This window comes from Vogesella amnigena, from assembly GCF_042648905.1.
Taxonomy (GTDB): domain Bacteria; phylum Pseudomonadota; class Gammaproteobacteria; order Burkholderiales; family Chromobacteriaceae; genus Vogesella; species Vogesella amnigena.
This window is the reverse complement of sequence record NZ_JBHRYH010000046.1, coordinates 19,982-34,614: the sequence shown is the minus strand read 5'-3', so window position 1 is coordinate 34,614 and position 14,633 is coordinate 19,982. Positions and strand designations below refer to the sequence as shown.

Annotated in this window: 14 protein-coding genes; 10 read left to right on the top strand and 4 right to left on the bottom strand. The window is 63.9% G+C overall.

Annotated features, from left to right (window positions below):
* The first annotated feature begins 15 nt into the window (after positions 1-15).
* From ACFOKJ_RS15850 to ACFOKJ_RS15825, 6 genes are all read left to right on the top strand, one after another.
* Positions 16-504, top strand: coding sequence for a disulfide bond formation protein B (locus ACFOKJ_RS15850; RefSeq protein WP_390281401.1), 489 nt, complete (start codon positions 16-18; stop codon positions 502-504).
* A 500-nt stretch (positions 505-1,004) separates the two neighbouring features.
* On the top strand, positions 1,005-3,437 hold the full coding sequence (gene nirB / locus ACFOKJ_RS15845) for a nitrite reductase large subunit NirB (RefSeq protein WP_390281399.1): 2,433 nt from the start codon (positions 1,005-1,007) through the stop codon (positions 3,435-3,437).
* A 182-nt stretch (positions 3,438-3,619) separates the two neighbouring features.
* A complete protein-coding gene (gene nirD / locus ACFOKJ_RS15840) occupies positions 3,620-3,934 on the top strand; it encodes a nitrite reductase small subunit NirD (RefSeq protein ID WP_390281396.1) in 315 nt (104 codons plus the stop codon).
* A gap of 174 nt (positions 3,935-4,108) precedes the next feature.
* Positions 4,109-6,793 carry a nitrate reductase gene (locus ACFOKJ_RS15835; protein WP_390281394.1) on the top strand — a complete coding sequence of 895 codons (2,685 nt, stop codon included), beginning with the start codon at positions 4,109-4,111 and terminating at the stop codon, positions 6,791-6,793.
* Between the two features lie 116 nt (positions 6,794-6,909).
* Positions 6,910-7,665 (top strand): uroporphyrinogen-III C-methyltransferase, encoded by a 756-nt coding sequence (gene cobA / locus ACFOKJ_RS15830; RefSeq protein ID WP_390281392.1) that lies wholly within the window; start codon positions 6,910-6,912, stop codon positions 7,663-7,665.
* Positions 7,666-7,843: 178 nt separating this feature from the next.
* The gene (locus ACFOKJ_RS15825) at positions 7,844-9,040 is read left to right on the top strand and encodes an amino acid aminotransferase (RefSeq protein ID WP_390281390.1); all 1,197 of its coding nucleotides are present in this window, start codon (positions 7,844-7,846) and stop codon (positions 9,038-9,040) included.
* Positions 9,041-9,108: 68 nt separating this feature from the next.
* Here the strand turns inward: ACFOKJ_RS15825 and ACFOKJ_RS15820 are convergent, their stop codons facing one another.
* The 4 genes from ACFOKJ_RS15820 to fliW form a co-directional block, all read right to left on the bottom strand.
* Positions 9,109-9,276 carry a hypothetical protein gene (locus ACFOKJ_RS15820; protein ID WP_164497435.1) on the bottom strand — a complete coding sequence of 56 codons (168 nt, stop codon included), beginning with the start codon at positions 9,274-9,276 and terminating at the stop codon, positions 9,109-9,111.
* Between the two features lie 233 nt (positions 9,277-9,509).
* Positions 9,510-9,941 carry a BLUF domain-containing protein gene (locus ACFOKJ_RS15815; protein WP_390281388.1) on the bottom strand — a complete coding sequence of 144 codons (432 nt, stop codon included), beginning with the start codon at positions 9,939-9,941 and terminating at the stop codon, positions 9,510-9,512.
* A 93-nt stretch (positions 9,942-10,034) separates the two neighbouring features.
* Positions 10,035-10,748, bottom strand: a complete 714-nt coding sequence (gene folE, locus ACFOKJ_RS15810; RefSeq protein ID WP_390281385.1) for a GTP cyclohydrolase I — start codon at positions 10,746-10,748, stop codon at positions 10,035-10,037.
* A 295-nt stretch (positions 10,749-11,043) separates the two neighbouring features.
* Complete coding sequence (gene fliW, locus ACFOKJ_RS15805; RefSeq protein WP_390281383.1) at positions 11,044-11,490, bottom strand: flagellar assembly protein FliW; 447 nt, start codon at positions 11,488-11,490, stop codon at positions 11,044-11,046.
* Between the two features lie 122 nt (positions 11,491-11,612).
* On the opposite strand from fliW, the gene ACFOKJ_RS15800 reads away from it, so the two are divergent.
* From ACFOKJ_RS15800 to trhP, 4 genes are all read left to right on the top strand, one after another.
* Positions 11,613-12,458: a ferritin-like domain-containing protein gene (locus tag ACFOKJ_RS15800; protein WP_390281380.1), complete on the top strand. Its 846-nt coding sequence runs from the start codon at positions 11,613-11,615 to the stop codon at positions 12,456-12,458.
* Positions 12,442-12,654, top strand: a complete 213-nt coding sequence (locus ACFOKJ_RS15795) for a hypothetical protein (RefSeq protein WP_390281377.1) — start codon at positions 12,442-12,444, stop codon at positions 12,652-12,654. Before ACFOKJ_RS15800 ends, ACFOKJ_RS15795 begins: the two co-directional genes overlap by 17 nt.
* Before the next feature lie 163 nt (positions 12,655-12,817).
* Entirely contained in the window at positions 12,818-13,237 is a 420-nt protein-coding gene (locus tag ACFOKJ_RS15790) for a hypothetical protein (protein WP_390281374.1), read from the top strand.
* A gap of 22 nt (positions 13,238-13,259) precedes the next feature.
* Positions 13,260-14,609, top strand: coding sequence for a prephenate-dependent tRNA uridine(34) hydroxylase TrhP (gene trhP / locus ACFOKJ_RS15785; RefSeq protein ID WP_390281373.1), 1,350 nt, complete (start codon positions 13,260-13,262; stop codon positions 14,607-14,609).
* Positions 14,610-14,633 lie beyond the last annotated feature (24 nt).

Below are 14,633 nucleotides of genomic sequence, written 5' to 3'. Positions count from 1 at the left end.
GCTTGAAGGGGAATCATGAATCTGACTCAACGTCAGGGCTTTGCCGCCATTGCATTGTTATGCGCGGCAGCCATGGCCTTTGCCTTGTATGCCCAACATGTGCTGGGCCTGGAGCCTTGCCCGCTATGCATCTTCCAGCGGGTGGGAATCATTGCCACCGGTGTGCTCGCGGCACTGTTTGCCGTGCTCAATCCGCAGCAGTGGCGCGCCAGGCTGGCCAGCACTCTGGTGGCGCTGACGGCGCTGGCAGGGGGCTCGGTATCGGCCTGGCATGTCTACCTGCAGCACCTGCCCAAGGACCAGGTGCCGGCTTGCGGGCCGGGGCTGGACTTCATGCTGGAGACGCTGCCGTGGCAGCAGCTGCTGGAAACGGTATTCAAGGGCAGCGGCGAATGTGCCGAAATTGGCTGGACCTTCCTGGGGCAGTCGATGCCGGCATGGACCGGCCTGCTGTTCCTGGTGCTGATCATTACTGCGCTGTGGAATGGCTGGCGTCGCCGCTAGTCACTGTGTAGCGACATTGCCCGTATCCAGCCCCCGCCAAACAGCGGGGGTTTTTGTTGCAGCGCCAGCGGCTACCGGCCGCACAGTCCTGGCTCACATTCCCTGTTTTCGTGCCGCACTGCACCAAGCGAAGGCAGAGCTTGGCCGCAAGGCTCGCAAATAGTCGGAGCACGGTCTGCTGCGCGTCGGCGATACGGCGTTAAATTCGGCTCAGATATGCGCATTTACTACTTGTAAACTCCGCTTCCTCAGCCGATTTCGCCTTGTCTCGCCTTTGCTCGCGAGATCGTGGGCTTACTTCAAAACTGGCCGCTAAAGCTGGCACGCCACTTGCTGAACTGAAACACGCAAAGGTCTTTCGCGCCAATGGCGGTGCGGAAGTAGGGACAAAGAGGTCCGCTGTCACGGAGCATTCCACTCCGGGCAGCGGACCTTTTTCTTTTGGACTGTGCTGTAGCAAGGCCGCAGCGGCGCAGCCGGCAGGAAAGGAAAGCAACACAATGGACAAACAGAAATTGGTCATGGTGGGCAATGGCATGGCCGGGGTGCGCACGCTGGAGGAGCTGATCAAGCTGGCTCCGGACGCCTACGACATCACCGTGTTCGGCGCCGAGCCGCACGCCAACTACAACCGCATCATGCTGTCGCCGGTGCTTACCGGTGAGCAGACGCTGCCGGAAATCATGCTCAACGATGTGGACTGGTACGCCGACAACGGCATTACCCTGCACCTGGGCAAACCGGTGGTGGACATCGATCGCGGCCGCCGCGTGGTGCGCGCTGCCGACGGTACCAGCGTGCCGTATGACCGCCTGCTGCTGGCCACCGGCTCCAGCCCGTTCATCCTGCCGGTGCCGGGCAAGGACCTGCCGGGGGTAGTGACCTTCCGCGATGTTGCCGATGTGGAGGCGATGATCAGCGCCGCCAGCAGCCATCGCCACGCGGTAGTGATCGGCGGTGGCCTCTTGGGCCTGGAAGCGGCAAACGGCCTGCTGGCACGTGGCATGGAAGTGACCGTGGTGCACTTGGGTGAATGGCTGCTGGACCGCCAGCTGGACAAGACCGCCGCCCGCCTGCTGCAGCAGAGCCTGGAGGCCAAGGGGCTGAAGTTCCTGCTGCAGAAGCAGACCGCCGAACTGGTACAGGGCGAGAGCGGCCGCGTGTGTGCGGTGCGCTTCAAGGATGGCGACGCGGTGCCGGCCGATCTGGTGGTGATGGCGGTGGGCATCCGCCCCAACTACAGCCTGGCAGAAGCCTCTGGCCTGTACTGCGACCGCGGCGTGGTGGTGAATGATTTCCTGCAGACCTTCGACCCGCGCGTTTACGCCGTGGGCGAGTGCGTCAGCCATCGTGGCGTGAGCTACGGCCTGGTGGCGCCGCTGTTCGACATGGCCAAGGTTGCGGCCAACCATCTGGCCAACTACGGCATTGCCCGCTACGTGCCGGCGGCCACCTCCACCAAGCTCAAGGTTACCGGCATCGACGTGTTCTCCGCCGGCGAGTTCATGGGCGGCGACGGCTGCGAGGAGATCATGCTGTCCGATCCGATGGGCGGCGTGTACAAGAAGCTGATCGTGAAGGACAACAAGCTGGTGGGCGCCTGCCTGTACGGCGACACCGCCGATGGCGGCTGGTACTTCCGCCTGATTCGCGAAGGCCATGCCGTGCATGAGATCCGCGACCAGCTGATGCTGGGCGAGGGCGCCATCGGCGACACCGGCCATGCCGGCCAGAACCGCGCCATGAGCATGCCGGACGAGGCCGAAGTGTGCGGCTGCAACGGCGTGTGCAAGGGTAGCATCGTCAAGGCGATCCAGGAGAAGGGCCTGTTCACGGTGGACGACGTGAAGAAGCACACCAAGGCAGCCAGCTCCTGCGGCTCCTGCACTGGGCTGGTGGAGCAGATCCTGATCAACTGCGTGGGCGGCGCCGCCGACGTGAAGCCCAAGTCGGAGAAAGCCATCTGCGGCTGCAGCGACATGACCCACGGCCAGCTGCGCCAGGCGATTCGCGACAAGCACCTGATCACCCTGGCCGACACCTTCCGCGAGCTAGCCTGGCGCAGCCCGGACGGCTGTGCCAGCTGCCGCCCGGCGGTGAACTACTACCTGATTTCCACCTGGCCGGGCGAGGCGAAAGATGATCCGCAGTCGCGTTTCATCAACGAGCGGGTGCACGCCAACATCCAGAAAGACGGCACCTACTCGGTGGTGCCGCGCATGTGGGGCGGGGTAACCAACCCGTCCGAGCTGCGCCGCATCGCCGACGTGGCCGACAAGTACCAGATCCCGATGGTGAAGGTGACCGGCGGCCAGCGTATCGACCTCTTGGGCGTGAAGAAGGAAGACCTGCCCAAGGTGTGGCAGGAGCTGGACATGCCGTCCGGCCACGCCTACGGCAAGAGCCTGCGTACGGTAAAAACCTGTGTCGGCAGCGAGTTCTGCCGCTTTGGCACCCAGGATTCCACCCAGATGGGCATCGACCTGGAAAAAGACCTGTTCGGCATGTGGAGCCCGGCCAAGGTGAAGCTGGCGGTGTCCGGCTGCCCGCGCAACTGCGCCGAATCCGGCATCAAGGACGTGGGCATCATCGGCGTGGATTCCGGCTGGGAGCTGTACATCGGCGGCAACGGCGGCATCAAGACCGAGGTGGCCGAGTTCTTCTGCAAGGTGAAGACCCGCGAGGAGGTGATGGAGTACAGCGGCGCCTTCCTGCAGTTGTACCGCGAGGAGGCGTTCTACCTGGAGCGCACCGTGCACTACCTGCAGCGCGTGGGCATGGACTACATCAAGCAGCGCGTACTGCAGGACGAGGTTGGCCGCAACGAGCTGTACGCACGGCTGCGCTTTGCGCTGTCCTTCGAGCAGGACCCGTGGGCAGAGCGCTACAGCAAGGGCGTGGCGAAACACGAGTTCGCGCCGCTGACGGTGTGAGTTGAATTGGCCACGAAAACCACGAAAAAGCACGAAAGCAGGGGCAGTTCTGCTTGTTGAGGCCGCGCAAATGGCAGTGGTTGCGACTGGGCCTTCCCTGCCGTGTTTTGTCTTTCGTGTCTTTCGTGGGGTTCGTGGCAGCAAAGATTTTCGTGGCCCCAGGCCGCATGGAGGGATCCAACATGAGTAACTGGAAAGCCGTCTGCCAGCTGGCGGACATCCCGTCGCAGGGCGCCCGCGTACTCAAGCGCGAGGGCAAGCTGGACATCGCCATCTTCCGCACCGCCGACGACCAGCTGTTCGCGCTGCACGACAAGTGCCCGCACAAGGGCGGGCCGCTGTCGCAGGGCATTGTCTCCGGCCGCACGGTGACCTGCCCGCTGCACAACTGGAACATTGATCTCGCCACCGGCGAAGCCTGTGCCCCGGATGAAGGCTGTGCCGGGCACATCGCACTGAAACAGGAAGCCGGCACCGTGTACCTGGCGCTGGACTGAATCGGCAACAGCTTGGCCGCTAGAGTCTGCTCACGCGCTAGCGAGCTAGAGCGAGACAAGGCGAAAACGGTTGAGGAAGCGGAATTGACATGCAGTCAATGCGCATCACTGAGCCGAATTCACGCGGTATCGCCGAAGCGCAGCAGTGCGTGTACAGGCTCTAAGGAGACAAACATGACGACAGCAACGGGACACAACAACACCGTCTCCTCCATCTGCTGCTACTGCGGCACCGGCTGCGGTGTGCGGGTAACACCGCAGGCAAACGGCACGGTAACGGTGATCGGCGACGAGCAGCACCCGGCCAACTTCGGCCGCCTGTGCAGCAAGGGCCGCACTCTGGGCGAGAGCACCGGTCGCCTGTCGGCGCGGCTGCTGCGGCCAACCCTGCGCCACGGCAAGGACGCGCTGCCGCAGCCCGCCAGCTGGAATGACGCGCTGCGCATGGCGGGCAGCAAGCTGTCTGCCGCCATTCGCGAGCACGGCCCGGATTCGGTGGCGTTCTATCTTTCCGGCCAGCTGCTGACCGAGGACTACTACCTGTTCAACAAGCTGGCGCGCGGCCTGGTGGGCAGCAACAACATCGACACCAACTCGCGGCTGTGCATGTCCAGCGCGGTGAGCGGCTACAAGCAGACGCTGGGCGCCGACGCGCCGCCGGCCTGCTACGAGGACTTCGACCACGCCGGCTGCGTGTTCATCGCTGGCGCCAATATGGCCTATGCCCACCCGGTGCTGTTCCGCCGGCTGGAGGAGGCCAAGGCGGCCAACCCGGCAATGAAGATCATCGTGGCCGACCCGCGCCGCACCGATACCGCCAGCATTGCCGACCTGTACCTGCCGGTGCTGCCGGGCACCGACGTGGCGCTGTTCCACGCCATGCTGAACGTGATGATCTGGGAAGAGCTGATCGACCGCGATTACATCGAACAGCACACCGAAGGCTTTGCCGTGCTGCGTGCGCGGCTGCGTGAATTCACCCCGCGTGCCGCCAGCGAGCTGTGCGGCGTGCACGAGGACGATATCGTGACCGCCGCGCGCTGGTTTGCCAGCAGCCCGGCCACGCTGTCCTGCTACACCATGGGGCTGAACCAGTACAGCAACGGCAGCGACAAGAACGCGGCGCTGATCCATCTGCATCTGGCCACCGGCCACATCGGCAAGCCGGGCGCCGGGCCGTTCTCGCTCACCGGCCAGCCCAATGCCATGGGCGGGCGCGAAGTGGGTGGCCTCGCCACCGTACTGCCCGGCCACCGCGACCCGGCCAATGCCGCGCACCGCGCCGAAGTGGCCGCGCTGTGGGGCGTGCCGGAGCTGCCGTCGCGCCCAGGACTCACCGCCATCGAGATGTTCGAGGCGGCGGCGGAAGGCCGGATCAAGGTGCTGTGGATCGCCTGTACCAACCCGGCGCACTCGCTACCGGACCAGACGCTGGTGCGCGCCGCGCTGGAAAAGGTGGACTGCGTCATCGTGCAGGAGGCCTTTGCCGGCAGCGAAACCCTGGCCTACGCCGACATCGTGCTGCCGGCCGCCACCTGGCCGGAGAAGGATGGCAGCGTCACCAACAGCGAGCGCCGCATCAGCCGCGTGCGCGCCGCGCTGCCGCCACCGGGGCAGGCGCGTGCGGACTGGCGCATCGTTGCCGATGTGGCGCGCTGGCTGGCAGCCGACATCGCGCCGGAGCGGGTGCGGCTGTTCGAGTTTACCGATGCCGGCGCGGTATTTGCCGAACATGCCGCCACCACCGCCGGCCGCGACCTGGACTACAGCCGGCTCAGCTACGCCATTCTCGATACGCAGGGCCCGCAGCAATGGCCGTTCGACGGCAAGGTTGGCCGCAAGCGGCTATACGCCGACGGCGTGTTCGCAACAACCAGCGGCCGGGCGCGGTTTCTGGATGTGGGCTGGCGCCTGCCGGCGGACAAGGTTTCCGCGCATTTTTCCATCCGCCTCACCACTGGCCGCCTGCGCGACCACTGGCACAGCATGAGCCGCACCGCGCTGGTGCCGGGGCTGACCCGCCACGTGGAAGAGCCGCTGCTGTCCATGCACCCGCGCGACATGCAGCGTCACCGCCTGCAGGACGGCGAGCTGGTGAAGGTGCGTAACAAGCGCGGCGCCATCTGGCTGCCGGTAGAGGCCGACGACAGCCTGCGCCCCGGCGTGGCCTTCATCCCCATGCACTGGGGTGCGGCGGCGCTGGGCGGGCAGGGCGTCAACGCACTCACCAGTCGCGCGCTGGACCCGCATTCGAAACAGCCGGAGCTGAAACTGGCGGCGGTCAGCGTGGAGCCGGCCAGGCTGCCGTGGCGCGCAACCATGCTGCTGCGCGGCGATGTGCAGGTGCTGCGCCCGCAGCTGGATGCACTGCGCGCGGCCTTTCCGTACGCGGTGGCGGTGCCGGTGAGCCTGAACGGCGTGGAGCACCTGCGGCTGCGCCTGGCTGCGGCTGTAGCGCCTTCCAGCGAGCTGCTGGCCGAGTTGGCCACCCGGCTGCTGCCGGCCGACGCCACGCTGGCGGCTTTCGACGACGCCGCGCGCGGCATCCTGCGCCGGGTATGGCTGCAGGGCCGCACGCCGCTGGGCTTTGTGCTGGCTGGCGATGTGCGTGCCGATGGCGCGCTGACCGGCTGGCTGGATGGTGGAGAGGCACCGGCCAGTCTGGCGGCCTTGCTGCAGGGGCAGGCGGCTGCGGCCAACCGTGCCCGCGTGGTGTGCGCCTGCGAGGGTGTGCGCGAGGATGCCATCTGCGCCGGTATCCGCCGTGGGCTGGACGTGGACGGGCTCAAGCGCGAGCTGCGCTGCGGTACCGGCTGCGGCTCCTGCGTGCCGGAGCTGAAGCGGCTGTGCGCGGCCTGATGCAGCGAATCTGTTTATTTGGTTATAAGAAATCGGTCTGGCAGAACTTTTTGTCTTCGGTATCGTGGCAGCCTGCAGTATTCGCACCGCAGCCCGCACACATCAAAGGAATCAGCATGAATGGCAAGGTATGGTTGGTTGGCGCCGGTCCCGGTGATGCGGAACTGCTGACGCTGAAGGCGCTGCGGGTGATCCAGGCTTGCGATGTCTGGCTGGTGGACGACCTGGTTGGTCGCGACATTCTGGAGTTCGCCCGCCCTGGCACCCGCATCGTCGAGGTAGGCAAGCGCGGCGGCTGCAAATCCACGCCGCAGGATTTCATCCTGCGCCTGATGGCGCGCTATGCCCGCCAGGGCCGCCAGGTGGCGCGGCTGAAAGGCGGCGACCCGTTCATCTTCGGCCGTGGCGGCGAGGAGTGGGCCTGGCTGGCGGAGCACGGTATCGATGTCGAGGCGGTTGGCGGCATTACCGCGGCATTTGCCGCCGGTACCGACCTGGGCCTGCCGCTGACGCATCGTGGCGTGGCGCGCGGCGTGGCACTGGTCACCGCGCATACCATGGATGGCTCGCGCCCGGACTGGCAGGGCCTGGCCGCGGCCAAGCTCACCGTGGTCTGTTACATGGGCATGAGCAATGTGGATGCGCTGGCGGACGAGCTGATGACTGCCGGCTTTGCCGCCAGCCTGCCGGTGGCGGTGGTGCATCGCGCCGGCTGTAGCGATCAGCGCCACGTCGTATCCACGCTGCAAAGCCTGGCTGCCGACGTAGCGGCCAGTGGCTTGGCCAGCCCGGCGGTGATCGTACTGGGCGAGGTGGTGGCGCACGCCTGCGCCTTGCAGCCGGAAGCGTTGCAGTCTGGTGCGGCGGCCTGATTGTTTAATTTTGTGCTGCTGAAATGTGCAATTTCGGGTGTGAAATTGCGCATTTCTATTTGTTGGCATCGCTAGGCTGCCCGTGAGGCGGTTTTGTGCTAGCTTTACTGGCGCTTTTCGTGGCAACCCGTTGGCTGTCGGGTTGCAGCCCGTATCAAGAGAGAGAAACCACAACACCATGTTTGCTCATGTCGAAGCCTACGCTGGCGACCCGATCCTGACCCTGGTTGAAACCTTCAACCAGGACCCGCGCAACCCGAAAGTGAACCTGGGCATTGGCCTGTACTACGACGAGGAAGGCCGCATTCCGCTGTTGCCGTCGGTGCAGAAGGCCGAGAGCCGTCACGTGGCGACCGCCGGTACCCGTTCCTACCTGCCGATCGAAGGCGCGGCCAACTACCGTGCCGCGGTGCAGGCGCTGCTGTGGGGTGCCGAGCATGAGGCGGTAAAGGCTAGCCGCATCGCTACCATTCAGACCATCGGCGGCTCCGGGGCGCTGAAGATCGGCGCCGACCTGCTCAAGCGCTACTTCCCGCAAAGCGAAGTATGGGTAAGCAGCCCGACCTGGGACAACCACCGTGCCATGTTCGAAGGCGCCGGTTTCGTGGTGCACGACTACCCGTACTACGATGCCGAAACCTGCGGCGTGAAGTTCGACGAGATGCTGGCCTGCCTCAAGACGCTGCCGGCCAAGAGCGTCGTGCTGCTGCACCCGTGCTGCCACAACCCCACCGGTGTGGATCTGAACAACGAACAGTGGCTGCAGGTGATCGAGGTGGTGAAGCAGCGTGATCTGCTGCCGTTCCTCGACATGGCCTACCAGGGCTTTGGCGACAGCCTGGAAGCCGATACCTTCGCCATTCGCGCCATGACCGAAGCCGGTATCAGCTTCTTTGTCAGCAACTCCTTCTCCAAGAACCTGTCGTTCTACGGCGAGCGCTGTGGCGGCCTGTCTGTGGTGTGTGACAACAGCGAGGAAGCCGGCCGCGTGCTGGGGCAGATGAAGGCTACCGTGCGCCGCAACTACTCCAGCCCGCCGACCCACGGTGGCCAGGTGGCGGCGCTGGTGATGACCGACCCGGCGTTGCGTGCCGAATGGGAGGGTGAGGTGTCGGTGATGCGCGAGCGTATCAAGGCCATGCGCCAGAAGCTGTACGAAGTGATTTCCGCCAAGGTGCCGGGCCGCGACTTCAGCTACTTCGTGAAGCAGCGCGGCATGTTCAGCTACACCGGCCTGAGCCCGCAGCAGGTAGATCGCCTGCGCGAGGAATTCGCGGTTTACCTGGTGCGCTCCGGCCGCATGTGCGTGGCCGGTTTGAACAGCCACAATGTGGACTACGTGGCCGATGCCTTCGCTGCCGTGCTGAAGGGCTGATCTGGCGGCTTCGTTGCAGTGACTGCCAAAACACAAAGGCACCCAGTCGGGTGCCTTTGTTGTTGTGCCTATTCGCGGGCGTCGCGCTCCATGCGCCGTCGCTCGATTTCCCGCCTGGCGTTGGCGTTGCGTACATCCTTGGGAGTGGTGCGCGGCATCGGTTTGCCGGCCAGTTCGTTGCTGCGCACTTCGGCGCGTACTTGCAGGTATTCGGGGTTGGGGTTAAAGCGACGCATGAGGCTTCTCCGTTCAACGACCAAAGTAGTGGCAGGACACATTCAACGCCTTGCACATTGCTACTGTATTACAGTCGTTTCATTGGTGACACCTAGCCAATGATGCAGTTGCCATTTTCTGCCTTGGTTGTGGCGGTAAAGCTGCAAATAACAAGATGCTGGGGTCTGAAAACACTGCGGCCCGACAGTTTGTGGCTGTCGGGCCGCGAAGCATTGCATGCTGCAGTGCGGTGCTAGTGACTGCTGCGGCCAACGATGGCAGCGGTGGCGATCAGCTCTTCCAGCAGTGCCAGCGCGCTGCTGCCGCTCATGGCAAACGGATTGAGCTGCGATTTTTCGGAATAGCGCAGCAGCAAACCGGGGTTGACCTTGGCCAGATTGACCTGGCCCATGGTCCAGCCGGCGAAACGACGCTCGGTGATTTCCTCGAAGCTCAGCAGCTCCACGCCCTGGTGGCGTGAGTCGGCTGCGATGTGGTTGTACAGCGCAGAGACTTCACTGCGGCCGCCTTCCAGTACCTGCATGAAGATATCGCCGCTATAGCACAGCACGCCGGTAATGCCGTGCGTGGGATTGTGCAACTGGGACTGCGTAAGAATGGTCTCCAGCAGCGACTGGCTGCTGGGTTGGGCGCTGCGGCTGGCGTACAGCAAACGAACGAGCATGATGTTTCTCCGGCTTGTGGGTGCTCCGAACAACCCCCGCTTTCTTGCGATGCTGCTTGGCGCGCATGGAAAGCGGGCAGTTTCGAAGCGCCCTTATTTCTTGGGCAGCAGGGACAGGAATTCGCGGCGCAGATCCGGATTGGTCAGGAACACGCCACGCATCACACTGTTCACCATCTGCGAATTGCTGTCCTTGACGCCGCGCCAGTGCATGCAGAAATGATCCGCCTCCATCACGATGGCCAGGCCGTCCGGGCTCATTTTGTCCTGCAGGGTGTTGGCCAGCTGGATCACTGCCTCTTCCTGGATCTGCGGCCGGCTCATCACCCATTCGGCGATGCGCGCGTATTTGGACAGGCCGATCAGGTTGGAGTGCTCGTTCGGCATCACGCCTATCCACAGCCGGCCCAGGATGGGGCACAGGTGGTGCGAGCAGGCGCTGCGCACGGTGATGGGGCCGACGATCATCAGCTCGTTCAGGCGCTCGGCGTTGGGGAACTCGGTTACCGACGGCTGCGGAACATAGCGGCCACGGAACACTTCGTTCAGGTACATCTTGGCCACGCGGCGCGCGGTGTCCTGGGTGTTGTGGTCGCTGTCGGTGTCGATCACCAGACTGTGCAGCACGTCGTGCATCTTGGCGGCGACTTCGTCCAGTAGCTCGTCCAGCTCTCCCGGCTCGATGAAGTCGGCAATGTTGTCGTTGGCGTGAAAGCGGCGTTGTGCGCCTTTCAGTCGCTCACGAATGCGGGTGGATGCCGGTAGCCGGTAATCCGCTTGCGGTTGCTTGGAACTCTGTTGGCTCACGCGATGAATCTCCTGGGCCAGGCGGGTGGCAGGCCTCGGGTTTGTAGTAGACAGGCGTCTGGAAGATAGCCGCGAAGAGGGGGAAAGGCAACTGTTCGGCGGGTAGGGTTATATCTGGCGCGGCGCGAAAAACTGAATATACGGCAAGCCGGCAGATTGACTACTCACTTGCGTGCCATCGAACCGGCAAATCCGGGGCGCACCTGCTAGGTTTTTGAATCGGTAGCCTGCTTGTTTGCAAAACAAAGTCCTTTTGCCAAGCAAAAGGACTTTGTCAACACGCGTGCCGCAGGAGTCAGCCGGCGCGATTGTGGAACACGATATCGCAGTCCAGGTTGCCCAGTTGCAGGCCGTGCTGGTTGGCGAAGTTGATGATCAGCGGGTTGCGCACATTGGCGCGCAGGTGCGACAGCAGCGGCTGCTTGCTGTCTTCTTCGCCGTCACGGTAGATGATCAGCAGTACGCCCACGTCTTCCGGGCGACTCAGTTGCAGCTGGGCTACTTCGGCATCGCTGAGCTGTACTTCGTAGCGAATACCCAGGTTGGCCGGATCGGTCACGCTGAACAGCACGTCGGCGTCGTCCAGCGATTGCAGCCAATGTACGCGAGGACTCTCGCATTCCGCATCATGAAACAGCTTGAAGCGCTTGCAGTGCTCGAAAGCCGGCAGGCCGTTGGCAAAGGTGATGACGCTCTGTTCGTCAATGTCCACTTCGCCCAGCAGGCTGGTATTGAACAACATGATGCTCTCCTCGTGTATTTGGTGCCTGAATTATGCACCACGGCTGGCAACTGGCAACTGACAATTCGCAAGCATTGCCGGGTGCTGTGCCTGGCCATGGCCGCGCAGTACAATGCCGCCCCATGACTGAGCCCGTATCCTTGTATCCAGCTATCGAACTGCTGTTGCTGGCGGCGGATATCGATAACAAGCCGCAGGCGGTGCAGGAGCTGTACGCGCGCTGGCAATCGCTGCCGCGCGATGCCTCGGCGCCGCTGTACCCGCTGCCGGCGCCCGGCCGGCCGTTGCGGCCAACCCTGGTGCCGCCGGACACGGTGCCGCGCCGTGGCGTGGGTACGCCGGAAGGCCATGCCGCGCTGATCCATGCCATTGCCCATATCGAGTTCAACGCCATCAACCTGGCGCTGGATGCCGCCTGGCGCTTTCGCGACATGCCGGATGTCTTCGTGGACGACTGGCTGCGCATTGCCGCCGAGGAGGCTGAGCATTTCCTGTTGCTGCGCAGGCGGCTGCAGGCGCTGGGCTACGACTATGGCGACTTCCCGGCGCACAACACGCTGTGGGAAATGGCGCAGAAGACCGACCACGACGTGCTGGTACGCATGGCGCTGGTGCCACGGGTGATGGAAGCGCGCGGGCTGGACGCCACGCCGCCGATCCAGCACAAGCTGCGCAGCATGGGCGACCTGGCCACCGTGGCGGTGCTGGATACCGTGCTGCGCGATGAAATCGGCCATGTGCGGGTGGGGAATTACTGGTTTTCCGTGTTGTGCGATGCCCGCGGGCTGGACCCGCTGGCAACCTTCCGCCAGCTGCTGCGCGACTATCACGTGAGCGAGCTGCGCGGTGCCTATAACCTGGAAGCCCGGCTGGATGCCGGCTTCAGTGAATTCGAATTGACCATGCTGCAGGACTTCGCGGTGATCCGCGAAGCCGGGGAGAAAACAAGCAATGCAAGCGCTGTTTGAGAAAATGAAGGCCAACCGCCGCCTGGCCATGGCGATTACCGTGGCTGGCACCGTGCTGTTCATCCTGGCTTCGGCCAGCCGGCAGGGCGCCGATGGTTCGGCGCTGGTGGAGGTGTTGTCCAGCCTGTGCATGCTGCTGGGGGTGGTGGCGCAGTTCGCCGGGCTGGCGGCGCTGCTGAAAAACCCGCGCCGCTGAAGTGGGGATTCTGGTAGTAAAAACAGCAGTTTAATGTCGCATTGCCGACTGCGGCCAACCTTGACGCCCCAACGGGCGGCGCGCATAATCGCACCGCAACAAAATCTCGATAAAAGGCTCCGATCCGGGGCCTTTTATGCTTTGTCTTGTACCCGGAGCACTCATGGAACATCAGGCATTTTTGCGCGCACTGGAAAGCCACGCGCTGCCTGCCGAACAGTTCAACCACCAGGCCCACCTGCGGGCTGCCTGGGCCTATCGCCGCAGCTATTCCGCCCGCGAGGCGGCGGCGCGCTGTGCGCGAGCGCTGTCGCGTTTTGCCATGGCCAAGGGTGCGCCGGAAAAATACCACCACACACTGACGCTGGCCTTCATCACCATCATCTACAGCCGGCTGGAGCAATTTCCGGCGCAGGTGCAGGACTGGCAGGCCTTCATGGCCGCCAACAGCGATCTGCAGCACGATGCCTGTGCGCTGATCGGCCAGTACTATTCTGAACAGAAACTGCAGGACGACAGCGCGCGCCGCCGCTTTGTCGCGCCCGACCTGGCGCCGCTGCCGCTGTCCTGTCTGACCCACTGAATCCGCGAAAGACCACCCACCGATGAAAGCCCCGGAACTTCTGCTGCCTGCCGGCTCGCTGGACAAGATGCGCGCCGCCTACGACTTTGGCGCCGATGCCGTATACGCCGGCCAGCCACGCTACAGCCTGCGTGCGCGCAATAACGAATTCAAGCTGGAAGAACTGCGTACCGGTATCGAAGAAGCGCACGCCCGCGGCAAGAAACTGTTTGTGGCCAGCAACATCCTGCCGCACAACAGCAAGATCAAGACTTATATGTCCGATATGGAGCCGGTGATCGAGATGCAGCCGGATGCGCTGATCATGGCCGACCCCGGTCTGATCATGATGGTGCGCGAGAAGTGGCCGCATGTGCCGGTTCACCTGTCGGTGCAGGCCAACACCACCAACTACATGGGGGTGAAGTTCTGGCAGAAGATGGGGGTGGAGCGCATCATCCTGTCGCGCGAGCTGAGCCTGGACGAGATCGCCGAGATCCGCCAGGAGTGCCCGGACATGGAGCTGGAAGTGTTCGTGCATGGCGCGCTGTGCATTGCCTACTCCGGCCGCTGCCTGCTGTCCGGCTACTTCAACCACCGCGACCCCAACCAGGGCACCTGTACCAACGCCTGCCGCTGGGACTACAAGGTGCACGACACCCAGGGTGACGATGCCGGTGACGTCAAGCCGCAGAAGATCGACTTCGACTTCGGCAAGGCGCTGGAAGACGCCAACCAGAGTTTCTCCTCCTGTGGCAGCCAGCAGCGCCACCCGCTGGCCGACAAGGTGTACCTGATCGAAGAGGGTAACCGCCCGGGCGAGATGATGCCGATCATGGAAGACGAGCACGGCACCTACATCATGAACTCCAAGGACCTGCGCGCCGTGGAGCAGGTGGAGAAGCTGGTGAAGATCGGCGTGGATTCGCTGAAGGTGGAAGGCCGCACCAAGAGCCTGTACTACGTGGCGCGTACCGCCCAGGTATACCGCAAGGCCATCGACGACGCCGTGGCCGGCCGCCCGTTCGACCTTGGCCTGCTGGCCGAGCTGGATGGCCTGGCCAACCGTGGCTACACCCCGGGCTTCCTGGAGCGCCACCAGACCCAGGAATACCAGAACTACCTCAGCGGCCACTCCAAGGCCAAGCAGAGCCAGTACGTGGGCGACGTGATGGAAGTGGATGCCGACGGCTGGGCGCTGGTCGACGTGAAGAACCGCTTCGCAGTGGGCGACAAGCTGGAGGTGATCCACCCCAGCGGCAACCGCATCGTGGAGCTGGGGCAGATGACCCGCGACGGCGCCGCCATCGACGTGGCTTCCGGCAACGGTTTCAAAGTGCGGATTCCGGATATGAAAGGCATGGAGAAGGCGCTGCTGGCGCGCCTGTTCTAAGGGCCTGTTCACGATCTGCTGCGC